The sequence below is a fragment of the Brevibacillus reuszeri genome (genome assembly GCF_001187725.1).
GTDB classification, from domain to species: domain Bacteria; phylum Bacillota; class Bacilli; order Brevibacillales; family Brevibacillaceae; genus Brevibacillus; species Brevibacillus reuszeri.
This window is the reverse complement of sequence record NZ_LGIQ01000005.1, coordinates 691,762-713,366: the sequence shown is the minus strand read 5'-3', so window position 1 is coordinate 713,366 and position 21,605 is coordinate 691,762. Positions and strand designations below refer to the sequence as shown.

The window sequence follows — 21,605 nt, the reverse complement described above, 5'->3', positions numbered from 1 at the left end:
TGGCCTACTATTAAAACAATATTTTCAATATTGTTGTTGTCAGAATATAAAGTGTTACGTTTGATTATAGCTAGGCACCTAGGGGGTGTCAACGGAAACAAAAAGATTTTTCTAGACTTTCGTCCGAACGAATGCTCAGTAGGAAACGGCATAACAGCGCGTATTTTAGCTGTAAGCGGATACATTTTTCCACATTCTTGTCCCCTGCTTTTGCAAAAAAGAGGAACGGTTTTGCCGTCCCTCATACACGTCTTACTCTCTTTTTACCCCCTGTCTTGCATCCCCTCGATCAAAATATTTGCAACTTCGGGACGTGTGAATTCCGGGGGTGGCGTCTTTTTATTCCGCAGCATTTCTCTTACCTTTGTTCCAGAAAGTGTAAGGTGATAGCTCGCTTCATGTGGACACGTTTTCGTCGTCGCCATTCCCTGGCATGCTGTGCAATAAAAGCTGTGTTCAAAAAATAGCAGCTGTATCCCCAGCTCTTCGGGTGCAAATTCGGCAAATATATGCTGGGCATCGTAAGTTCCGTAGTAATCGCCTACTCCCGCATGATCACGGCCAACGATAAAATGTGTGCAGCCGTAGTTTTTTCGGACCAATGCATGAAACACTGCCTCTCTTGGGCCAGCGTAACGCATTGCTGCAGGAAAGGCGGCCAAAAGCACGCGCTTTGCCGGATAGTAGTTTTCCAGCAGGGTCAGGTAACTATTCATCCGTACTTCTGCTGGCACATCATCTGCCTTTGTTTCCCCCATCAGTGGATTGAGAAAAAGACCGTCCACTATTTCAAGCGCTGCCTTCTGGATGTACTCGTGAGCCCGATGCACAGGGTTCCGCGTTTGAAAGCCTACGACCGTCTTCCAGCCTTTTTCGCGAAATATCTCTCTGGTCTGAAGCGGAGTCAAATAATAGTCAGAGAATTTCACCGGACGTGGTCGCTCCAGCACCTCGATCGGTCCGCCCAAGTACAAATCTGGCTTGTCAAACAGCTTCTTCACTCCTGGATGAGCGAGATCATCCGTGCGAAATACTTGCACAGCTTCATGCGCTTTATCCGGTTGGAAGCGGCTCTCCACCTGCAAAAATGCATAATCTACTCCGTCCTCTCCCCGCAAGAGAACCCGATCACCGATCTGTATATCATCATGCTCCACAGCGTCTACTGCCAATGTGACAGGCAGCGGCCAGACTGTACCATTCGCAAGCCTCATCATCTCGACAACGGAATGGTAATCTGTTTCGCCCAGAAACCCTGTCAATGGCGAAAATGCTCCGATTGCCAGGCAATCAATATCAGACAATGTCCATTTATCAACCGTAATGGCTTTTTTTATCCCCTGCAGACTTGTTGTATGCTGCCTTGCTGTCAGCAAATGAATGAGCGACCCGCCATGCGGCAAAATGGTATGCATCTCAAGCTGTCCTCCTGTCCCAATCATTTGTGCAGACCACATTCTGTCTTCGCAAAGCCCGCCCAGCGTCCTGCGCGCGGGTCTTGACCTGGTTGAACAGCTTTGGTACACACACTGCAGCCGATACTGGGATAGTGATTGTCATGCAAAGGGTTGTATGGAACATCATGCGCATGTATATATTCCCATACCTGGCCATTCGTCCAATCCGCAAGAGGATTAAACTTGACCAGATCGAATTTTTCATCCCACTCCACTTTTTTGGCATTCGCTCGGGTCGGAGACTGTTCGCGACGAATCCCCGTAATCCATGCCTGATAGCTCGAAAGAACTCGTTGCAATGGCTCTACCTTTCTAATTTGGCAGCAGAGATGGGGGTCTTTCTCCCACAGCTTTTCCCCATGCTCTCTCGCCTGCTCATCAAGCGTCATTTTCGGCAAAACCTGAATAAATTTCGTACCGTATCTCTCCTGCAGCTTGTCACGTGTGGCATAGGTTTCTTCAAAATGCTTGTTGGTATCGAGGTAAAAAACAGGAATGGTCGGTGCCAAATTATGCAGCATATCGATCAGGACAACATCTTCGGCACCAAAGCTGGAAGCGAGAACCAGTCCACCGGCATAATTCTCGACCGCTTTCACCAATACTTCCTGCGGCGATTTCGCTTCCAGAAGATCGGCCCATACCTGCAATTCCTCATCCGCCATCAAGTGGCGATTACTCATCAGCGAAACTCCTTTCTTGCTAGGATTCATCCATCATCATATGTGGGTTAGCGTCAAGTGGCGATTCGTCCTACAAATCTTGACAGCAAACTGTGCTTGCAAATGAAAAAGCCATCAGACGAGTGCCTGACAGCTTTTTCAGAAGGTGCATGCCTTATTTATCTTTTTTGCCTTCAGCCGTTGCTGGAAACAAAAAGGAGGTTCCAGCAGGAGTCGTTACAGTCGGATTTGGAGTTGTATCCACACCAAGCTTGGCATGTGTCGCCTGTCCGTTACTAAAGAAGACTGGTGGTGCATCTACGTCATCCTTTGACTTTGCAAATGCTCCTGGAACGAGCAAGGCCGAACAAACGATTGCAGTAGCACCCATCATCATCCATTTTTGTTTTTTCATATAGTAATCTCCCCTATCCAATGTTTTCCTTCCACGCTTCTCATTGTATGGCATCAAGCAGCCTGCTCGACACGGACGGGGGATTGTTTTTCTCTCCATCTTAAGTCTGATTCCAATATCCCCCTCCAACCCGTTGATTGTGCAAGCAAAAAATGGCTCTGCTTAATCACCTCTTCTTGTCTTACTCTGTTACTCTATGAGTGCTCTTCTCCTCCCGTGTGGACAGGTGTTATCCGGTACTAGCTTGTTTTTGCAAACAAAAAAAGCCGATCCTTCCCAAATGGAAAGATCGACTTTTGTGTGAAACGCGAATTACGCGTTCAGTTTACCTTTAGCAACAGTTGCCAATTCGTTGAACGCAGCTTTGTCGTTAACAGCGAGGTCAGCCAGCATTTTGCGGTTAACTTCGATGCCAGCAACTTTCAGCCCGTGCATCAAACGGCTGTAAGACAGACCGTTCATGCGAGCTTGTGCGTTGATACGAGTGATCCACAGTTTGCGGAAATCACGTTTCTTTTGACGACGGTCACGGTAAGCATACATCAGGGATTTCATTACCTGAGCGTTTGCAGATTTAAACAGGCGATGTTTGGAACCGAAGTAACCTTTCGCCAGCTTCAGGATCTTCTTATGACGACGGCGTGTAACAATGCCACCTTTTACTCTTGGCATACTAAACTCCTCCTGGTCTTTCCAGCATGGCGGCCTACTGCTAGGCGCTTAGGGAGCTCATGCTGCGTGATGGTTGTGATGAAAAAAACTTACAGGTATGTGAGCATTTGCTCAATGCGTTTTTGATCGCCTTTGGATACGAGAGAAGCTTTGCGCAGATGACGCTTCGCTTTTGTCGATTTGTTGGCAAACAAGTGGCTACCAAATGCGCGGTCGCGCTTCAATTGGCCGCTTCCAGTTTTCTTGAAACGTTTCGCAGCAGCCTTGTTGGTTTTCATTTTAGGCATCTGAAAAATCCTCCTGTCTAAACTACTTACTTACTTTCCGCTTTCGGAGCCAGAATCATGATCATGCTGCGGCCCTCGATCTTCGGTTTGCGCTCAGGCGCAGCGAGATCTTCACACTGGGCAGCTACACGTTCCATAACAGCAAGTCCGATTTCGGAGTGGGTGATTTCACGTCCACGGAAACGGATCGAACACTTCACCTTGTGATGATCCTCCAAGAACTTGCGGACGTTGCGAAGCTTTGTTTGAAAATCGTGTTCCTCGATGTTGGAAGAAAAACGCACTTCTTTCAGCTCGATGATCTTTTGGTTTTTACGTGCTTCCTTTTCCTTCTTCGCCTGCTCGTACTTGAACTTTCCATAGTCCATGATACGGCATACAGGCGGCTTGGCTGTAGGAGCAACGTTTACCAAATCCAATTCGGCTTCTTGGGCGATGCGTAGTGCTTCTCTGAAGGGCACAACTCCCAATTGGCTCCCGTCAGCGCCGATTAATCGGACTTCACGGGCACGGATCGCTTCGTTAATCAACATTTGATCCTTGCTAATACTTGCCACCCCCGTCAATTTCGAGAAGGAACAAAAATATGCGAACGCATATCGCGCTCGCACATATCTCACCTAAGCAAATTCATCAGATCCAAGGATCTTTGCGTAAGAGTTACCTGTCAACAATCGATTAGGACGTCGACCCAGGTGAGAAGCTGTGCGCCTCTGCTTGTTCTCGAAGTATGAAGTGTTAATTTATACACGCCTCTTATAATACAGGGCCACATTACCTTTGTCAAGGCTTATCACTATTTATCCCCCGATGTGGGACATTTCTACTTTTGAGCGTTTGGCAAGACCCGGCGTTTCTTTCAGGCGCTCTTCTGAGTAGCGATCATCGCGCCGCTCCCAGATGGAACAAATCAGTTCCTTGATTTCTTCGTCACTTCGGCCCGTACGAAGTGGCTCCCGCAAATCCTCGCCCGCGGAGGCAAACAGACAGTTGTACATTTTCCCCTCTGCTGACAAGCGGGCTCTCGTACAGGTGGAGCAAAACGCTTGGGTCACGGATGAAATCAGACCGATCTCCTGGTCAGAACCGACATAACGGTAACGCGACGCCACCTCGCCAAAATAGTTAGGATCGATTGCCTCAAGCGGCATCTCCTCATGAATCATGCGCACGATCTCACTGGAAGGGACGACCTGATCCAGCTTCCAGCCGTTGCTATTGCCCACATCCATGAATTCGATGAAGCGCAAGGTATGTCCCTGCTCACGGAAGTAGCGAGCCATCGGCAAAATGTCATGATCATTCACGCCGCGCTGAACAACCATGTTGATTTTAATCGATAATCCTACCTCTGCTGCCGCACGAATTCCTTTCAATACCGATTCTACCTGGTAGCCCCGGCCGTTCAATTGTCCAAAGCGTTCATTGTCCAAGCTGTCCAGACTGACCGTAACCCGATCCAGTCCCGCATCCTTCAAAGCTTGGGCATGATTCGCTAGCAATGAACCATTTGTAGTCATAGCGATGTCTTGGACACCATCAACCTGACGAATCATTTTAATCAACTCAGGCAAATTTTTCCGCATCAATGGCTCACCGCCAGTAATCCGAATTTTGCCTACGCCAAGGGAGGTAAACATGCTTGTGAGACGGGTAATCTCTTCAAAGGACAACAGCTTATGTTGCGGTAAAAATTCAAAATCCGGACCAAAAATTTCAGCAGGCATGCAATAACGACACCGAAAATTACACTTGTCCGTTACAGAAATGCGCAGATCCCGAAGAGGCCTCTTTCGTAAATCAAGCACTTGTTCGTGCATGGCAGTGTCCCCCTTTCTATCTACTACCTTGATACCCTCATTACTCTCCCAAGGAAAACGATGAATAGAGAATCTTTCCTGAATCTCGGCAGCTGTAGCCGCCCAATGCCTCGACTTCCTCCATGAACTCGTTGGAGCGAATACAAGCAAGTAGATCCTGGCCTTGACTACTTCGGTAAAAAGAGGCGCTCATCACCAAGTCGTACCGCTCCTCGGAGACAGGAATAAAGTCGAGATCCATCGCGTGTGCCGCAGAATAAATGCCTAGTCCGACATCAGCCGTCCCGCCTGCTACTGCGGCGGCCACACTCAGATGAGATACCGCCTCGCGCGAATAGCCATATACGAGCTCCCGATCTATCTCGCTCGCTTTTAACAAGTAATCAAATAACAGTCGTGTGCCTGCTCCTCGCTGTCGATTCATATACGTTACGCCTGGTTTGATCAAATCTTGAACAGATGTGATTCCAAGCGGATTTCCCTTCTTCACAAACCACCCTTGCTGTCGGTAGACCAACTGAATCAGCACAACTTCTTTATCACGGAGATATTTTTCAATAAAGGGCTGATTGTACTCCCCAGTATGCTCATCAAACAGATGAACACCTGCTACATGCGCCTCTCCTTTTTGAATCGCCATTATACCACTCATGCTCCCTACGTGCGACGAAACGAGAAAACGCTCTGGATTCGTCTTGCGAACCAAGGAATGAAGCACGTCCATCGCCAGATCGTGGCTACCAGTTGCTACCATGGTATTCTGAATCTGCTCAAGCGGACGATACAGCTCAATCTCTACTTCCTCCCCCTGCTCATATCCCAAATCTCCTGGGGGAATCCGCAAAAGTCCATCCGCTCGCACCATGGACATCGTCACCCCGGCTGAGCGAGTCAAAGGATTCGCGATGTATTGCCCGTCAATCGAGCCAATCGTCACACGAATAAAATCCTCCGCACCCATCACCGAGACAATCCTCCTGCCCATGATCACTTTAACGCGCTGCCTCACAGGCTCCAGCAATCCGTAATAATGATACACCAATGAGCGGGCAAACCACTCCAGATTCAGATAGGCGGAAACCGGATAGCCTGGCAAGCCAATGACTGGTTTTTCATTCACCACACCGACCACGACAGGCTTCCCAGGACGGGTCGCTACACCATGTGTCAGCACCTCGCCCAGCTCCTCTACGACATGAACCGTAAAATCTTCTCGCCCTGCAGATGATCCTGCATTTAAGAGTACCATATCTGCGTCTTCTAAGGCGGCACTTACTGCAGTTCGGATCAGTTCATAGTCATCTTTTACAATACCATAGTAAACAGGCTCCGCACCCCACTCCTGCAAATAAGCCGCAAAAACGGTTCCGTTGAACTCGATGATTTCTCCAGAGGCGACCTTTGCAGTGGGCTCGATCAGCTCGGTACCTGTAGGAATAATCGCTACACGCGGCTTCCTTAGCACAGGGACTGTTACATTTCCACCTGCTAGCAGCGCTCCCAAATCAACAGGCCTCAGCTTATGCCGGTCAGGGACAATCATCTCTCCTACAACAACATCCTCGCCAATCGGACGAATATGCTGCCAGGGAGCCACAGCCTCAAGAATCTCAATCGTCTCCGAATCCACCTGATGAATATGCTCAATCATGATAACCGCATCATAGCCATCAGGAATTGGATCACCAGTGTCTACTTCTACGTAGTCCACATGATGCTTGAGCCGTACAGGATGCTGCTCACACGCTCCATACGTTTTTTCTGTACGAACTGCAACGCCATCCATCGCAGAGGCATGAAAATTGGGCATCGATACTTTCGCATAAATAGAAGCAGCTGTCACACGCCCCAGGGCCTCTCTTGTCGAGATTACTTCAATCGTAGGTTTAAAACGGATGCGGCCAGCAATTTTCTCCTGCGCTTCCTTCAGTGGCGTATCTTCTAGGTAGATTTTACGCATCTTTCTCCTCCTGAAATTTCATTGTTTCCATACGTGCTATTTTCAAGATCCATTATTGAAACAAATGAACCGAGACCATATCCCCTTCTAAAATCCCTTCTTTGTTTGCCTCTATTTCCACCATGCCGTCACTTCGAACCAAGGTAGAGATCAAGCCCGACTTGCCGAAAACAGGTACAGCCCACAATCCGTCTGGACGCTCTTCCAGCTTGACACGGATGTAATCTGATCGCCCAACCGCAGAAGGAATATTGCGGGATATACGTGCACGGATTCGCTGATCAATCTGCGCAGGCGATTGACCCTGCAATTTCTTCAGCAACGGTACGACAAACAGGTGAAATATGATTAATGCCGATGCAGGATGCCCTGGCAATCCCATGACTGGCTTTTCCCCTGCCTTAGCAACTATCGTTGGCTTTCCTGGCTTGATTGCCACACCGTGGACTAAAACTCCCGGCTTCCCCAACGATTGCATGACTTGCTCCGTGTAATCGCGCGTCCCGACAGAGCTGCCCCCAGAAAGAAGCAAGAGGTCAGCTTGATTGAATAGCTCATATGCTTTTGCCGCAAATGCTTCGTAATTATCGGCTACAATGCCTCCATAAATCACCTGAGCACCGCATTGACTGGCCGCGGCTCCGATTGTCATACTGTTGATGTCTCGCACTTCACCAGGAGCGAGCTCTTTTTTGTCAGGAGAAACGATTTCGTCACCAGTCGATAAAATCGCAACAACAGGACGTGGATACACTCGCACAGTTGTGATCCCAATCGCAGAAAGGACCCCGAGATCTTGTGGACGCAGTCGCTGTCCCGCCGCCATGACCAGATCCCCAGCATTCACATCGTCACCTGCTCTTATGATGTTTTCTCCTGGCGCAACCTGCCGATACACATTGAGCAAATCATCTATTTCCTCTACATGCTCGATCATCACAATACTATCTGCACCTGCCGGGAGCATGCCTCCGGTAGGAATAGCCTGTGCCTGACCTTCTTTCAGAGCCTGATCAGCTTCCTTCCCCATCTCAATTTTGCCCGTGACGGTCAGAAAGGCTGGCAGTGAATCAGACGCTCCGTACGTGTCTTTCGCTCTGACGGCAAATCCATCTACGGTAGATCGGTCGAAATGCGGAACCTGCCCACCAGCTACAATATCTTCGGACAGAACCATATCCAACGCCTCTATCAAAGGTACCTCGATAGGCTTTACAATCGGATGAAAGTGATTTGCAATCACATCCAACGTTTCCGCTACCGTTTTCACAATGAAAAATTTCATGATTGCCTCCATCGTTTCTTACTTGTCAAAATCATTTATAATAAAAAGAAAAAGGGGAATATTCAAAAATGATCGTAAAGGTATTCGCCAACTTCCGTGAAATTTGCCAAGCCAAAACGGTAGAAGTACCGATGGACAATGGCAATCGGGTCATTGACATCATGGAGACACTCATCCAAATGTATCCTGCTTTAGAAGAGGAGGTCTTTACACCGGAGCGAACATTCAAACCGTTTGTGCATGTATTTATCAACGGACGCAACATCATTCATGCGGATGGACTGCAGACCCGCGTATTGGAAAGTGATCAGTTTGCGCTGTTCCCGCCGGTGGCAGGAGGATAAAATGATGGATCAAACCTTGGAGATCAGAGGCATTCCAGTTACTCATTTAGTCACGTACCTGGTGGAGTGCGGCGGAAGCGTCCAATCCGACTCTTGGCCGATCAGTGTGCTAGGAGATTGCTGGCAAGCCGATTTGCTACGGGAAGAAACGGTAACAATAACCTCCCGTTTTCATGTAAACGCCGTATTTGTCCGCTTCAGGTGTGACGATGAAGAACGGTTTGCTCCCATCATGAAACGTTTTCGCACCAAGCTACTTAGAGTCGGCGGCTGATTGATAGGAGTGGAAGAAAAGAAGGTGGAAACAGGTTTCCACCTTCTTTTTGCCTGTTTACACGATGTTCAATTCTTTTAGCTTATCCTCTGGTACGACACCGTCCACCCAGCCGCGTACTTGATAGTACTCATCCAGCATGACATCCATTCTACTGACATGCCCTGCACTGTTTCCGGTTGCCGGCTCTTCTGTAAAGCGTTTTGGCAGGTGATCATCCTCACGCTTATTAAATCCAGCCATGTTGTTATAGTGGCGCTCCAGATTGTAAATGCGCTCACCGATTTTCATCACATCATCGGCTGACACTTGAGCGCCAGTCATCGTGGAATACTGTTCTGCGTAATTCTCTGCATTCTCCGAGAAGGAGGAGAATTTGCAAATATTCATGGAATCAGAGAAAGCGAGCAGGTCTTGGAACACCTTTAACAGCTCACCTTTTCCTTCTGGCACGAGGCGATCCGTCGGCATCGGAATGCCTGCGATCTCACTGGCAACGGTATAACCACGCAAATGACAAGCTCCACGATTGCTCGTTGCATAGCCGAGGCCAATCCCTTGAATACCACGTGGGTCATAGGCAGGAATCGCTTGACCTTTTACGCACATCGCGAGGTTTTCGTCACCAAAATGCTTCGCAGCGCGTGCAGTTCCCTCAGCAAGCACATCACCGATTCCTCTACGGAAGACCATCATTTCTGTCAGCTCGATCATGCGATCTGCATCGCCCCAATCGATTTTTTCCTCCGTTAACCCCCGCTCATACGCCTCCATCATACAGGAGAGCGTATTCCCCAGCTCGATTGTGTCCATGCCATGTTCGTTGCACAGGTTGATTAAAAAAGAGATAGGCGCTGCGTCCCCTACACCGCAGTTTGCACCAAGCGCCCAGCCTGATTCATATTCAAAGCTTTCCACGCGCGTCTTGTACTTGCCTTCCTTTACTTCTACTTCCTTCTTACAAGCGACTGGACAGGCGTGACAGGTGTTGTCAGCTACAAGCAAGGTAGCGTTTACGGTTTCGCCGCTGTGTCCCTCAGCAGCATCCCACTGGGTGAACTTCGAGTTCATCGTCGGGAGAGCCCCTACCTCATTGATAATGCTCGTCAAAACGTTCGTTCCGTATACAGAGAGGCCGCCTTTTTTCGGAGCAGTCAGTCCGCCCTCCATAATGGCTTTCAGTGCTTTTTGATTTGCCTTCTTGTATTCCTCATCCTGCGCTGGCTGTGGCATATTTCCTTTTTGCGCAGCCTTGATGACAATCGCCTTCAGTTTTTTAAAGCCAGCAACTGCACCTGTCCCACCACGTCCAGCCGCACGGTCGTGCTCATTCATAAAACCAGCGTAGCGCACGAGATTTTCACCCGCTTGTCCGATACAAATCACGCTGAGGTCTTCTTTGCCATAGCGGTCTTGCATCGCACGTACGGTCGCCCTCGTCCCTTCTCCCCACAAATCGCTTGCATCTCTCAGCTCAGCTTGACCGTTTTCGATATAGAGATAGACAGGCTTGTCACTGGTCCCTTTGAAAATGACGTTATCAATGCCAGACCATTTGAGACGTGCTGCCGACCAACCTCCCATATGCGAATCCGTAACGGTTCCAGTCAAAGGTGACTTGGTAACCATGCACAAACGACCACTCATGGACGAGCGCGAGCCTGTTACCGGTCCGGTCATGATGCAAAGGATGTTTTCAGCGGAAAACGGTTCCACTTCAGGGCCATTGTCATACACATACTTCACCCCGAGCCCCCGTCCCCCAATATATTTTTTTGCCAGCTCCTCATTGATTTCCTGATATCCAACTACACCCGATGACAGGTCGACCAAAATTTCGCGATTTTTAAACCCACCGAGGTTCATCATTGACTCCTCCCTTTCTTCATTCTTATTAAAATCGGAAATAATAAGTACCTAGTTCGACTATTATGTGGGAATTCCTCTCTAAATTCCAGTGAAACTCAGCAAAATTAGCAATATTTCGATTAATTTCTTGCTTAGCTCCCCTGTGGTAAAGTATGTTATTTATAGGTAAAAGCATGTAAAACTAACTAAAACTAACTCAAACCAATTCAACCAAACTAAAAAAGGGGGTGACGTTTTGGAGAATGAGTATTTGACTCCGGATGAGGTTGCCGCCGCGCTCAAGCTCACTCGATATACTGTTTACGAGATGATCAAACGCGGTGAATTGCCTGCCGCTAAAATCGGCAGAGCGCTTCGTATATTGCGCACCGATCTGGATGGCTTTATACACAGAAATAAATCTCGAGAGGAGCTAGCCCCATATCCCCTGGCAAATCCCGTAGTTCTGCGGAAGCAGCCTCTCGAAATTCTTTTTGCCGGAAGCCATGACCTTACGATCGACCTGCTCACACGCAAGCTTGCGGAACGAGGGATCACTCTCTTGCCTGCTTTTTGCGGGAGTCTGGATGGCTTGATCGAGTTGTACAAAGGACGGGTAGAGATGGCCGGAACTCATCTGCTGGATCGCTTGAGCGGTGAATACAATCTGCCGTACATTCGCTGTCTGCTGCCGAACGAGGGCGTATTGGTCATCAATCTGGTCAGTCGCTGGCAAGGCTTTATGGTACCGAGGAGCAATCCCAAAATGATTACAAGCTGGAGTGAATTGTTAAGCGGGCGTCATCGCATTGCAAACAGGCAGCGCGGCTCCGGTACGCGAGTCCTCCTTGACTTCAACATGCAACAGCTCGGGGTATTACCGGAACAAATTCCAGGTTACGATTTGGAATTAACCACCCATTACGCTACTGGCTCTGCCGTACTTCAGGGAACTGCGGATGCTGCTTTGGGAATCGAGAGTGTGGCACGCGGGCTTGGACTTGATTTTTTCCCCATTCATGAGGAACGCTACGATTTGGTCATCCCCGCCCATTTGAGCAAGCAGGAACGTTTCCAAGATCTGCTGAGCATCCTACAGGACCCTGCCTTTAAACAAGCTGTCGTTGCACAAGGTGGATACAACATCTCGATGACTGGCAAACAAATTTCCAGAATCAATTGAAGTTTCTATCTCTTATATAAAGGAGCAAACCGTCATGGTAAAGAAATTTTCTTTCGTCTACCCACTTTTTCTAGTCCTTGTTTTGATGCTACTTGCTGCCTGTACACCGCAGTATTCCCAATCGAGTTCGGCGGCGCCTTCGCCACAATCCTCTGCTCCCTCCTCAGCCGCCAAGGAAACCAAGGAGATCATACTGGCTACCACCACCAGTACACAAGACTCTGGTCTTCTGGATAGCCTACTCCCCGTATTTGAGCAGAAGACTGGTATCAAAGTGAAGGTCGTTGCTGTCGGCACTGGACAAGCCATCAAACTGGGTGAAGACGGTAATGCCGACGTGCTGCTTGTGCATGCTCGCAAATCCGAGGATGAATTCATGGAAAAGGGCTTTGGAATCAACGCCTACGATGTCATGTACAATCAGTTTTACATCGTGGGACCTTCTGATGATCCTGCCGGATTGAAGCAGACGAAAACGGCAAAGGAAGCGATGGAAAAAATAGCTGAGAAAAAGTCTAGCTTTGTCTCTCGTGGAGATGATTCCGGAACAGATAAAAAAGAGAAGAGCATCTGGAAGGAAGCAGGAATCAAGCCTGAGGGCAACTGGTATCTCTCCTCTGGGCAAGGAATGGGCGAAACGTTGCAAATGGCAGATGAGAAGAAAGCCTATACCTTGACAGATGAAGCAACATTCTTGTCTCGCAAGCTCGGTCTCGAAATCGTCATGCAAGGAGACAAGTCTCTTTTGAATCCATACGGGATTATTCAGGTCAAATCTTCTTCCAAGCAAGAGGAAGGCATGCAATTGATTCAGTTTTTCACAGGTGAAGAAGGTCAAAAGCTCATTGGAGAATTCGGACAAGCCACTTATGGAAAAGGTCTGTTCGTACCTGATGCAAAAAAACGATAGGAGTTTTTCACGATGATGTTTGCCCCTGAAGTATGGGAGGTTATCTGGCTTTCCTTGCAGGTTACGACGACTTCCGTGCTGATCGGAATGCTCATCGGCATCCCGGCAGGTACTTTTCTCGGATTGTATTCCTTTTCAGGGAAGCGTTTGATCGTCATCCTGATTTACACATGCATGGGCCTGCCTCCGGTTTTAGTAGGTGTCGTCGTCTACCTGCTTCTCTCTCGCTATGGTCCGCTCGGCTCACTGGACCTTTTGTTCAGTGCAGAAGCCATGATTATTGCGCAAGTGATCCTGGTAACTCCCATCATCGCTGGCTTGACAATGGCCGCCGTACAGGCAAAAGAAAACGCCTACTGGGAGACAGCCAAAAGCCTCGGGGCAAGCCCGTTTCAACTCATGCTTACCATTATCAAGGAGGCTCGCGGCGGGATCTGGTCTGGTATTGCTGCCGCCTATGGACGCGCTATTTCTGAAGTTGGCGCCGTCATGCTGGTCGGCGGCAATATTGAGCACCATACCCGGGTCATGACAACTGCAATTATACTGGAGACGAGAACAGGGAACTTCTCCGGCGGACTGCAAATGGGTTTTGTTTTGCTGGCTATCAGCTTTTTGTTCAACAGCTTTATGATGGTCGGAATGCTGAACCAGATGAAAGCAAGGAAAAGGTGATCTGATGAATCGATTGGAGCTGCAAAATATTGCGGTAAGACATGATGGACGCACCATTTTGGACGTAGATCACATCTCGTTTGAACGAGGAAAAATGTACGGGATTGTAGGTCCTAGCGGAGCTGGTAAAAGCACACTGCTCAGGGTCATAAACCTGTTGGAGAAACCGGAACGAGGCAGCTTGGGGTTCTTCGGAACGCAGGTAGAGCTGGCATCCCTGACTCATGCCAAAGGATTGTCCATTCAACGTCAGATGGGCTATGTCGCACAAAAGCCTTCGATGTTTCACGCTTCTGTTTTTGACAATGTTGCTTTGGGACTACGCTATCGTAAATTGGACCAGTCACAGATTCACGCTCTTGTCCACGAAGCGTTGCAGTACGTTGAGCTGTCACATCTGGCAAACCAAAGAGCAAATACGCTCTCTGGTGGAGAGGCCCAGCGAATCGCTCTTGCCAGGACACTTGTTTATGAACCGGCCCTGCTCTTGCTTGACGAGCCTACCGCCAGCCTCGACCCAGCCAACATCAAAATTTTTGAGCGGGTCATTCAAATGATTAATCAAAAAAAGAAGACTACTATTCTTATGATTACGCATAATTTGCCACAGGCAAGGCGACTTGCACATGTTTGCCTGTTTTTATTTCACGGACGAATCGTGGAATACAGCGAAACGGAAACGTTCTTTACCCGACCTGCGTGCCATGAGCTCCAGGATTTTGTCTCCGGCCGTATGATCTGTTGAAAGAAGAAAGGAGCTATCCATGGACTTTTCCTCCCGCTACTCTCGGCAAACTCGTTTTGCTCCCATCGGTGAGCACGGCCAAGCGCTGCTAGCGCAAAAAAAGGTAGCTATCGTTGGGGCGGGCGCATTAGGCACGGTGCTGGCTAATCATATGGTACGTGCTGGAGTTGGATACGTCCGTATCATTGACAGAGACTTCGTCGAAGAAAGCAATTTGCAAAGACAGATGCTCTATGATGAAGAGGATGCCCAGCAGCATCTGCCTAAAGCAATGGCAGCTGCTACAAAGCTTACAGCCATTAACTCCTCTGTCATCGTGGAAGGAATCGTGGCTGATGTACATGCGGGCAATGCGGAAGCCTTACTTGCTGATGCAGATGTCATTCTGGATGGCTCTGACAACTTCCAGATTCGTTATATTATGAATGATGTCGCAGTCAAGTATCATATCCCTTGGGTATATGGCGGGGCGGTCAGCTCCCGGGGGATGTTTGCCGTAATCAGACCGGGAGCTACGCCTTGTTTTCGCTGCCTCTTCCCTCACGCTCCTACAGGGAGAGGAGAAACTTGCGATACAGTAGGTGTCATCGGACCACTTGTTTATGTTATCGCTTCATACCAAGCCACAGAAGCTCTCAAGCTACTGCTAGGAGCTATGGATCAGCTTAATCCCCATCTAGAGCAAATCGATTTGTGGCAAAACGATTTTGATTCGCTCCCTATCCGTCATGGTAAAAATCCAAGCTGTCCAGCCTGCGGACGTCAACAGTTCGATTATCTCGATCTCCATGAAACAGAAGCAGAGGAGTTCGTCACCCTATGTGGCCGGGATACAGTACAAATCACTCCTACCAAGCCCTACACCGTCGATTTCTCCGTGCTTGCACAGCGATTTTGTGCTCTTGGGAAAGTGGAGCAAAACCGATTCCTGCTGCGTTTTCATGTAGATGGCTACACGCTTGTCTTTTTTGCAGATGGACGTGTGCTTGTGCAAGGGACTCATGATACAGCCATTGCCCGCTCCCTGTATGCGAAATATGTTGGGCACTAGGTCACTCATAATTAGAAAACTTGGCTTTGCAAAGCCTTTTGGCGCAGGCAGGGCCTTAGTTGCGCTTATACTATCTTCCTCAGAATTTTTATACCTTCCGATAGTACAAAAAGGGCAATCCGCTAATAGCAGACTGCCCTTTTCCTATTCATCATCAAAGCAATTACTTCATTTCATTGATTTCTGCACGAATTTTTTCTACGAATTCGTCTACAGTCATTGCACCTTCGTCACCTACGCCGCGTCTGCGCACAGACAGGGTACCGTCCGCCATCTCTTTTTCGCCGATAACGAGCATGTACGGGATTTTTTGCACTTGAGCTTCGCGGATTTTGTAGCCGATTTTTTCGTTACGCACATCCAGCTCGACACGGATACCCGCTGCTGACAGCTTCGCCTTTACTTCTTGTGCATATGGAACGTGTACTTCACTGATGTTCATCAGGCGTGCCTGAATTGGAGTCAGCCATGTTGGGAATGCACCCGCATAGTGCTCAATCAGAATACCGATGAAGCGCTCCATGGAACCATACATCGCACGGTGCAAAACAACCGGACGATGCTTTTCATTGTCTTGACCCACATAAGTCAGGTCGAACTTCTCTGGCATTTGGAAATCAAGCTGAATAGTACCACATTGGTGACGGCGTTTCAGCGCATCGGTAATTTGGAAGTCGATTTTCGGTCCGTAGAACGCACCGTCTCCTTCTTTGATTTCGTAAGGCATCTCCAAGTGCTCCAGTACCTTTTTCAAAGAGCTTTCCGCAGTTTCCCACAGCTCATCGGAGCCCATGGAATCCTCTGGACGAGTCGAGAGTGCTACGCTGTATTCGAAACCAAACACTTTGTAAATTTTGTCGATCAGTTGAATCATGTTCTTGATCTCGTCCTCGATCTGGTCAGGACGAACAAATACGTGCGCGTCATCCTGGCAGAAAGTCCGAACACGAAGCATGCCGTTCAACGCGCCAGAATACTCATGGCGGTGTACCTGACCGAATTCGGAATAACGGATTGGCAGGTCACGGTAGGAGTGCATCGCATTTTTATAGATGAGCATGTGTCCCGGGCAGTTCATCGGCTTCAGTGCATAAGTCGCGTTGTCTACCTCAGAGAAATACATGTTTTCCTTGTAGTGGTCCCAGTGACCAGATTCTTTCCAAAGACGCTCGTTCATGAGGAACGGAGAGCGCACCTCTGTGTACTCTGCCAGCTGTTGCAGGCGGCGGGAGAATTGTTCCAGCTCGTTACGAACAGTAAAGCCGTTTGGCAGGTAGAATGGCATGCCAGGAGCTTCCTCGGAGAACATGAACAGCTCCAGCTCTTTACCCAATTTGCGGTGGTCGCGCTTTTTCGCTTCTTCGATGAAATGCAGATATTCATCCATCTCTGCTTTTTTCGGCCAAGCGGTTCCGTATACACGTTGCAGCACTTGGTTTTCTGATTTTCCACGCCAGTAAGCACCAGCCACGCTCATCAATTTGAAGGCCTTGATGAAGCCAGTAGACGGCAAGTGCGGTCCGCGACAGAGGTCAAAGAATTCGCCTTGCTCATACAAAGTGATAGTGGAATCCTCAGGCAGATCGCGAATCAGCTCTAATTTCAGGTGGTCGTTCATGCCTTGGAAAATCTCGGTTGCTTCCGCGCGGCTTACAACCTTGCGACGAATCGGCAAATCTTCCTTCACGATTTTTTCCATTTCTGCTTCAATTTTGCTGAGGTCTTCAGACGAAATAGAAACTGGAATGTCCATGTCGTAGTAGAAGCCGTCCTCAATCACAGGACCGATACCGAATTTAACTTCATTGCCGTAGATGCGTTTAACCGCTTGAGCCAGCAAGTGAGCTGTACTGTGGCGATATACTTCCACTCCATCAGCAGAATCAAGTGTAACGATTTCAATCGCCGCATCTTCTTCCAACGGGGTATACAGATCGACTACTTTGCCGTCTTTTTTACCAGCTACTGCTTTTTTCTTCAGGCTAGCGCTAATCGAGCCTGCGATCTCTTCGATGGTAGTCCCAGCATCATACTGACGTACTGCGCCATCTGGGAAAGTTACGTTAATTTGTGCCACCTTGGATCTTCCTTCCTGTTCATGTTTTGAGAAAATAAAAAAACACCCATCCCAAAAAGGGACGAGTGTATTCTCGCGGTACCACCCTAGTTCAAGTCTGCTTTAAAAACACGGTCGATAAAAAAACATCGCCTGCAAGCAAACTCCTCAAGTCATTGTAACGGTATTTAACCGGCTAGCCGATAATAAAAGCCATCACGCTTCGTTCCCGACTGCTACTCGAAGGGGGTAGATCCATATCGGTGCGCAGCGAGCTTCCAGCCAATGGCCCGCCTCTCTATAGCGACCTGCATATTGTCCATGTCCTTCTCATCGTATTTGTAGGCATGTAAAGTTTTGTTGTTGCTATTATAGTTTAGTCGGATTGTGCACGTCAAGTACACGTCTGTGTGCTAGGCAAAGTCTGCAGGAGTGGCAGGTCGTCAGGCGGCTGTCAAAAATGCTGCGAATCGTCTGGGCCAGCCCGGGCTTTTCTGTGGTCATATGCAAAACGATGCTCTCAGGTGCCAGTGTAACCAACGCACTCACCAAATAATCCTCATCCCTGCATTTTTGCTCATCCATACTCAGCACCGCATCTAACTGATCGAGCCAAAGACGATCCCCATTTTTATCATAAAGATGGAAAGGTTTGTCCACACTAGGGATGACGTGGACGACTTCCTGTTTCGTTTCCTGAACGGCGATAAAATAGCGGAGCAGCTCTACAAACTCCTGGTATTGCTTGTCTTCCAGGTATTCGTCAATGCCAGCCTCCACGAGCTCAAACAGTTCGTTCCAATGCTCCTGCAAACGGAAACGGACAAATCCAAGTACGTTAATCGAGCGCTCGTGCTCTAAATAATTGAATGCTTTGCGATACACATTTGCTTTGCGTGTAGTCGCCGTCAACAGATCTCGTCCAACCAGATCATCTTCCTCGCACATCCGCTGAATGTATGGAAAAATCTCGATCCACTCGTCTTCAACTTCCTCGGCTTGCAACAAATCTGCTGCGATTTCCTCCAGGATCTCCGGGTCCTTGACCTGTATGACCCATTCAGCCAACGTGAGAGCTACAAAAGCTCTCGCCCACTCAATTGTTTGCGCATCGTATTCCTGTTCGCACCAGCTTTGAAAGAAAAACAGGTGGTAGCCATCCTGTTCTTGCTCCTTGTATGTAATTCGCACTGGCGCCGTGTTGACCCGTTCCGTCATCTCATTTACGATGGCGCGATACGTGCCACAATGCGCAGGGACATTCTCCAGCAATACGCGGAACGTCTGCATAACCATCCCCCCAACCGCAATTGTAGTTACAGTATATGTCCTGTTAGGAGCGATATACTTTTAAACGGTTGGAAACTACGGGAAGGTTGCAGAAAACCGCGGCAGGAAGCTTTTGTCACCCACCACATACCCAAAAAGAAAGCACGCCTCTCCCTCATTTCCCACCATTTTCAGGCGAGTACATGACAGAAATGCGTGCTTGGAAAACTCGTTATCTACTTCATTAGTTTTGCATGACAAAATCTCTTTCCGCCATCTCGCCGTCATTGAATACGCGCAGAATGTCGTACTGAGTGTTGCGTTGTGCAGGGATTTTACCTGCGCCGCGAATCAGCTCGAGAATTTGGTTCGTGTTTACCTTGTGTGTACACGCCGCTGCGGAAACCACGTTTTCCTCCATCATGGTTTGACCGAAGTCGTTTGCTCCATACGACAGGGAAAGCTGTCCGTAGTGCGGACCCATCGTCACCCAGGAAGATTGGAAATTCTCAACATTGTCTAGCATTAGTCGACTAATTGCCAGTGTCTTCAGATACTCTTCCGGCGTGTTGTTTACTGCCTTCATATTCGTATTGTCTGGCTGGAAGGTCCAAACGATGAATGCTTTAAAGCCGTTTGTCTCATCCTGTGCTTCGCGAATGCGCATCAAGGACAATACGCGTTCTTCCATTTCTTCACCAAAGCCGATTACCATGGTAGCTGTACCAGGCAGGCCTGCGCGGTGTGCCGCTTTTTGCGTGTCAATCCACTCGGTCCAGGAGCCTTTCAGACGCGAAATTTTCCGGCGAGTCCGATCATCCAGAATTTCTCCGCCTGCGCCAGGCAATGAATCCAGTCCGGCTGCTTTCAGTTCCCCCAGAACCTCCTCGACGGTCATGTTGGAAACTTCAGCAATTTTGATTACTTCAGCAACAGACAGGGAGTGCATCGTGATGTGTGGGAAACGCTCTTTAATCGCACGCAGCAGATCGGTATAGTAATCCAGCTTCAGGTTTGGATTGGTTCCACCCTGCATCAAGATTTCTGTACCACCTACATCAACTGTCTCCTGAATTTTTTGGAAAATAGTCTCTCTTGGGAGAACATATCCTTCCGGAGAGCCAGGAGCACGGTAAAAAGCACAAAAGCGGCAGTACGTGTCACAAACGTTTGTGTAGTTCACGTTGCGGCTAATCACGAATGTTGCAATCGGATCAGGATGGTGCTTTAGCATCACTTGGTTCGCATAATGGCCGATTTTTTCAATATCATTGCTTGCGAACAAGGCTAGGCCATCTTCTAGGCCCAAGCGTTCGCCTTTCAGGGCACGTTCCAGTATGTTGTCGATCATAAGGATCACTCCTTGTACCATACGTAAATTCCACTCCACATGATATCACAATCCAAACACCCCGGCTATACCGCGGGTGCCGCCTGCGCTTTTGCCGAAATAGAAAACAGCCCTGCTGCTGGCAAGGGCTGTCAGATTTTTATTCAAATCCGATTGACTCATACACTTCTGGTTCCCAGTAAATTACGGTTTGAGCAAGCGGCAGATTCGTTTCACGTGCTCCATTTGGCTGTCCATTGAAATAAATGATTTCCGTCACGGATACACGATCACCACGTACGTCGATTTCTCCTGACAGCTGCAAGCTGGTCCCGTCTGGCGCATAGTAAACGACTTTCCCCGATCCCAATGTCTTCATGGGTTCCTCCCAATGCTGTTTGTCCTATTTTTCTATACTAATGGATAAACTTTCCTAGCGTCAATAAAAAACAGAGGACTAAATAACCATGATTATACAACTGCACCCGTCCCTTTTTCATTCATTCCCGTTTGCCTCTCGAGCAAAACTGGGACAAAATTACCATTTTCACAAATTTTCAAGCATGTAACCCAACCTTGGCGGCAACCGTATCTGTTATTGTCGTCACTTGCTTCATGAAAGATTTTTTACAGCTTGCCGGAGTCATCTGTCGGTCTTTGTTTGGACAAAGTGGCATAACCTAACTACAGAAACCCGAACCTTTTCTGTATAATCATAAACGAGAGGAAACGTCGTAAGGAGATGCTCATGCTCGAACAAATAACGCAACTTTTCATGAATTACGGAATATGGGGACTTTTTGGCATGGCATTTTTGGACTCGTTCATAAGTCCAATTCCGCCCTTTTTTATGCAAATTGCGATGAGTCTGATCGATCCTGGGTCTGCACTCCGTTATGCTACCGTCGCTTTTACTGCATCCATACTTGGTGCGCCGATCGGCTTTATGCTGGGCAAATGGCTGGGTAAACCTCTTTTGGAAAAGCTGCTCCCGGAAAAATGGGTCGTGCTGGCAACGGAGAAATTTGCAAAAAATGGGGATGCTGCCGTTTTGATTGGCGCTTTTACACCCATTCCCTTTAAGGTATTTACGATTTTGAGCGGAGTTTTCAATTACTCCCTGACCAAGCTGATGTTTTTCGCCATTGTGGGACGAGGCCTGAAATTTTTCCTCATCGGGACGCTGTTTCATTTCTATGGAAAACACGCAAAGGTGCTTTTGGATGATTATTTGGAGGTAACTCTGCTTGGAGTAGCCGCTATGGTTGCAATCGCCTGGTTCATTTGGAACAAGCGGCGGAAGCGCTACGCAATGAAATAGAAGGACCAAAAAGCGCTCAAGCCAAAAGTTTCAGTGGCAAT

General features: G+C 48.4%; 22 protein-coding genes. 8 read left to right on the top strand and 14 right to left on the bottom strand.

What is annotated here, in order from left to right; all coding sequences use genetic code 11:
- Positions 1 to 263: 263 nt before the first annotated feature.
- The 9 genes from sat to ADS79_RS06890 all read right to left on the bottom strand — a co-directional run bounded on the left by sat (position 264) and on the right by ADS79_RS06890 (position 8,558).
- Positions 264 to 1,415, bottom strand: coding sequence for a sulfate adenylyltransferase (gene sat / locus ADS79_RS06930; RefSeq protein WP_049737675.1), 1,152 nt, complete (start codon positions 1,413 to 1,415; stop codon positions 264 to 266).
- A 23-nt stretch (positions 1,416 to 1,438) separates the two neighbouring features.
- Complete coding sequence (locus ADS79_RS06925) at positions 1,439 to 2,140, bottom strand: phosphoadenylyl-sulfate reductase (protein WP_049737674.1); 702 nt, start codon at positions 2,138 to 2,140, stop codon at positions 1,439 to 1,441.
- A gap of 154 nt (positions 2,141 to 2,294) precedes the next feature.
- Complete coding sequence (locus ADS79_RS06920; protein WP_049737673.1) at positions 2,295 to 2,534, bottom strand: hypothetical protein; 240 nt, start codon at positions 2,532 to 2,534, stop codon at positions 2,295 to 2,297.
- A 312-nt stretch (positions 2,535 to 2,846) separates the two neighbouring features.
- Complete coding sequence (gene rplT / locus ADS79_RS06915) at positions 2,847 to 3,206, bottom strand: 50S ribosomal protein L20 (protein ID WP_049737672.1); 360 nt, start codon at positions 3,204 to 3,206, stop codon at positions 2,847 to 2,849.
- Positions 3,207 to 3,295: 89 nt separating this feature from the next.
- On the bottom strand, positions 3,296 to 3,493 hold the full coding sequence (gene rpmI, locus ADS79_RS06910) for a 50S ribosomal protein L35 (protein WP_049737671.1): 198 nt from the start codon (positions 3,491 to 3,493) through the stop codon (positions 3,296 to 3,298).
- 26 nt (positions 3,494 to 3,519) lie between these two features.
- Positions 3,520 to 4,026 carry a translation initiation factor IF-3 gene (gene infC, locus ADS79_RS06905; RefSeq protein ID WP_141260979.1) on the bottom strand — a complete coding sequence of 169 codons (507 nt, stop codon included), beginning with the start codon at positions 4,024 to 4,026 and terminating at the stop codon, positions 3,520 to 3,522.
- A gap of 267 nt (positions 4,027 to 4,293) precedes the next feature.
- Complete coding sequence (moaA, locus tag ADS79_RS06900; protein WP_049737670.1) at positions 4,294 to 5,313, bottom strand: GTP 3',8-cyclase MoaA; 1,020 nt, start codon at positions 5,311 to 5,313, stop codon at positions 4,294 to 4,296.
- 40 nt (positions 5,314 to 5,353) lie between these two features.
- A complete protein-coding gene (locus ADS79_RS06895) occupies positions 5,354 to 7,273 on the bottom strand; it encodes a molybdopterin biosynthesis protein (RefSeq protein ID WP_049737669.1) in 1,920 nt (639 codons plus the stop codon).
- A 52-nt stretch (positions 7,274 to 7,325) separates the two neighbouring features.
- The gene (locus ADS79_RS06890) at positions 7,326 to 8,558 is read right to left on the bottom strand and encodes a molybdopterin molybdotransferase MoeA (protein WP_049737668.1); all 1,233 of its coding nucleotides are present in this window, start codon (positions 8,556 to 8,558) and stop codon (positions 7,326 to 7,328) included.
- Positions 8,559 to 8,626: 68 nt separating this feature from the next.
- Here ADS79_RS06890 and ADS79_RS06885 point away from each other — a divergent pair, with 68 nt between their 5' ends.
- The gene (locus ADS79_RS06885; RefSeq protein WP_049737667.1) at positions 8,627 to 8,902 is read left to right on the top strand and encodes a ubiquitin-like small modifier protein 1; all 276 of its coding nucleotides are present in this window, start codon (positions 8,627 to 8,629) and stop codon (positions 8,900 to 8,902) included.
- Position 8,903: 1 nt separating this feature from the next.
- Positions 8,904 to 9,176, top strand: a complete 273-nt coding sequence (locus tag ADS79_RS06880; RefSeq protein WP_049737666.1) for a MoaD-like domain-containing protein — start codon at positions 8,904 to 8,906, stop codon at positions 9,174 to 9,176.
- A 57-nt stretch (positions 9,177 to 9,233) separates the two neighbouring features.
- On the opposite strand, the gene ADS79_RS06875 is transcribed toward ADS79_RS06880, so the two are convergent.
- Positions 9,234 to 11,042 (bottom strand): aldehyde ferredoxin oxidoreductase family protein, encoded by a 1,809-nt coding sequence (locus ADS79_RS06875; protein WP_049737665.1) that lies wholly within the window; start codon positions 11,040 to 11,042, stop codon positions 9,234 to 9,236.
- 238 nt (positions 11,043 to 11,280) lie between these two features.
- Here ADS79_RS06875 and ADS79_RS06870 point away from each other — a divergent pair, with 238 nt between their 5' ends.
- From ADS79_RS06870 to ADS79_RS06850, 5 genes are read left to right on the top strand one after another with little or no spacing between them, the layout of a single operon-like run.
- Positions 11,281 to 12,207 (top strand): substrate-binding domain-containing protein, encoded by a 927-nt coding sequence (locus ADS79_RS06870; protein WP_084765676.1) that lies wholly within the window; start codon positions 11,281 to 11,283, stop codon positions 12,205 to 12,207.
- Positions 12,208 to 12,241: 34 nt separating this feature from the next.
- Positions 12,242 to 13,117, top strand: coding sequence for an ABC transporter substrate-binding protein (locus tag ADS79_RS06865; RefSeq protein ID WP_049737664.1), 876 nt, complete (start codon positions 12,242 to 12,244; stop codon positions 13,115 to 13,117).
- Between the two features lie 12 nt (positions 13,118 to 13,129).
- On the top strand, positions 13,130 to 13,792 hold the full coding sequence (locus tag ADS79_RS06860; protein ID WP_049737663.1) for an ABC transporter permease: 663 nt from the start codon (positions 13,130 to 13,132) through the stop codon (positions 13,790 to 13,792).
- Between the two features lie 4 nt (positions 13,793 to 13,796).
- Positions 13,797 to 14,537 (top strand): ABC transporter ATP-binding protein, encoded by a 741-nt coding sequence (locus ADS79_RS06855; protein ID WP_049737662.1) that lies wholly within the window; start codon positions 13,797 to 13,799, stop codon positions 14,535 to 14,537.
- A gap of 19 nt (positions 14,538 to 14,556) precedes the next feature.
- The gene (locus tag ADS79_RS06850) at positions 14,557 to 15,588 is read left to right on the top strand and encodes a ThiF family adenylyltransferase (protein WP_049737661.1); all 1,032 of its coding nucleotides are present in this window, start codon (positions 14,557 to 14,559) and stop codon (positions 15,586 to 15,588) included.
- A 163-nt stretch (positions 15,589 to 15,751) separates the two neighbouring features.
- On the opposite strand, the gene thrS is transcribed toward ADS79_RS06850, so the two are convergent.
- The 4 genes from thrS to ADS79_RS06830 all read right to left on the bottom strand — a co-directional run bounded on the left by thrS (position 15,752) and on the right by ADS79_RS06830 (position 20,622).
- The gene (gene thrS / locus ADS79_RS06845) at positions 15,752 to 17,665 is read right to left on the bottom strand and encodes a threonine--tRNA ligase (protein ID WP_049737660.1); all 1,914 of its coding nucleotides are present in this window, start codon (positions 17,663 to 17,665) and stop codon (positions 15,752 to 15,754) included.
- A 348-nt stretch (positions 17,666 to 18,013) separates the two neighbouring features.
- Positions 18,014 to 18,934, bottom strand: coding sequence for a putative sporulation protein YtxC (ytxC, locus tag ADS79_RS06840; RefSeq protein ID WP_049737659.1), 921 nt, complete (start codon positions 18,932 to 18,934; stop codon positions 18,014 to 18,016).
- A 223-nt stretch (positions 18,935 to 19,157) separates the two neighbouring features.
- Positions 19,158 to 20,264, bottom strand: coding sequence for a cyclic dehypoxanthinyl futalosine synthase (gene mqnC / locus ADS79_RS06835; RefSeq protein WP_049737658.1), 1,107 nt, complete (start codon positions 20,262 to 20,264; stop codon positions 19,158 to 19,160).
- 139 nt (positions 20,265 to 20,403) lie between these two features.
- Positions 20,404 to 20,622, bottom strand: a complete 219-nt coding sequence (locus ADS79_RS06830; protein WP_049737657.1) for a hypothetical protein — start codon at positions 20,620 to 20,622, stop codon at positions 20,404 to 20,406.
- A 369-nt stretch (positions 20,623 to 20,991) separates the two neighbouring features.
- On the opposite strand from ADS79_RS06830, the gene ADS79_RS06825 reads away from it, so the two are divergent.
- On the top strand, positions 20,992 to 21,564 hold the full coding sequence (locus ADS79_RS06825; RefSeq protein ID WP_049737656.1) for a YqaA family protein: 573 nt from the start codon (positions 20,992 to 20,994) through the stop codon (positions 21,562 to 21,564).
- The last annotated feature ends 41 nt before the right edge of the window (positions 21,565 to 21,605 follow it).

Coding starts and splice junctions, on each gene's coding strand:
- infC (WP_141260979.1), bottom strand. CDS start 4,026: ATGTTGATTAACGAAGCGATCCGTGCCCGTGAAGTCCGATTAATCGGC.
- rplT (WP_049737672.1), bottom strand. CDS start 3,206: ATGCCAAGAGTAAAAGGTGGCATTGTTACACGCCGTCGTCATAAGAAG.
- moaA (WP_049737670.1), bottom strand. CDS start 5,313: ATGCACGAACAAGTGCTTGATTTACGAAAGAGGCCTCTTCGGGATCTG.
- ADS79_RS06865 (WP_049737664.1), top strand. CDS start 12,242: ATGGTAAAGAAATTTTCTTTCGTCTACCCACTTTTTCTAGTCCTTGTT.
- mqnC (WP_049737658.1), bottom strand. CDS start 20,264: ATGATCGACAACATACTGGAACGTGCCCTGAAAGGCGAACGCTTGGGC.
- ADS79_RS06895 (WP_049737669.1), bottom strand. CDS start 7,273: ATGCGTAAAATCTACCTAGAAGATACGCCACTGAAGGAAGCGCAGGAG.
- ADS79_RS06890 (WP_049737668.1), bottom strand. CDS start 8,558: ATGAAATTTTTCATTGTGAAAACGGTAGCGGAAACGTTGGATGTGATT.
- rpmI (WP_049737671.1), bottom strand. CDS start 3,493: ATGCCTAAAATGAAAACCAACAAGGCTGCTGCGAAACGTTTCAAGAAA.
- ytxC (WP_049737659.1), bottom strand. CDS start 18,934: ATGCAGACGTTCCGCGTATTGCTGGAGAATGTCCCTGCGCATTGTGGC.
- ADS79_RS06855 (WP_049737662.1), top strand. CDS start 13,797: ATGAATCGATTGGAGCTGCAAAATATTGCGGTAAGACATGATGGACGC.
- ADS79_RS06825 (WP_049737656.1), top strand. CDS start 20,992: ATGCTCGAACAAATAACGCAACTTTTCATGAATTACGGAATATGGGGA.
- ADS79_RS06860 (WP_049737663.1), top strand. CDS start 13,130: ATGATGTTTGCCCCTGAAGTATGGGAGGTTATCTGGCTTTCCTTGCAG.
- ADS79_RS06850 (WP_049737661.1), top strand. CDS start 14,557: ATGGACTTTTCCTCCCGCTACTCTCGGCAAACTCGTTTTGCTCCCATC.
- ADS79_RS06830 (WP_049737657.1), bottom strand. CDS start 20,622: ATGAAGACATTGGGATCGGGGAAAGTCGTTTACTATGCGCCAGACGGG.
- ADS79_RS06880 (WP_049737666.1), top strand. CDS start 8,904: ATGATGGATCAAACCTTGGAGATCAGAGGCATTCCAGTTACTCATTTA.
- ADS79_RS06875 (WP_049737665.1), bottom strand. CDS start 11,042: ATGAACCTCGGTGGGTTTAAAAATCGCGAAATTTTGGTCGACCTGTCA.
- ADS79_RS06885 (WP_049737667.1), top strand. CDS start 8,627: ATGATCGTAAAGGTATTCGCCAACTTCCGTGAAATTTGCCAAGCCAAA.
- ADS79_RS06925 (WP_049737674.1), bottom strand. CDS start 2,140: ATGAGTAATCGCCACTTGATGGCGGATGAGGAATTGCAGGTATGGGCC.
- ADS79_RS06920 (WP_049737673.1), bottom strand. CDS start 2,534: ATGAAAAAACAAAAATGGATGATGATGGGTGCTACTGCAATCGTTTGT.
- sat (WP_049737675.1), bottom strand. CDS start 1,415: ATGCATACCATTTTGCCGCATGGCGGGTCGCTCATTCATTTGCTGACA.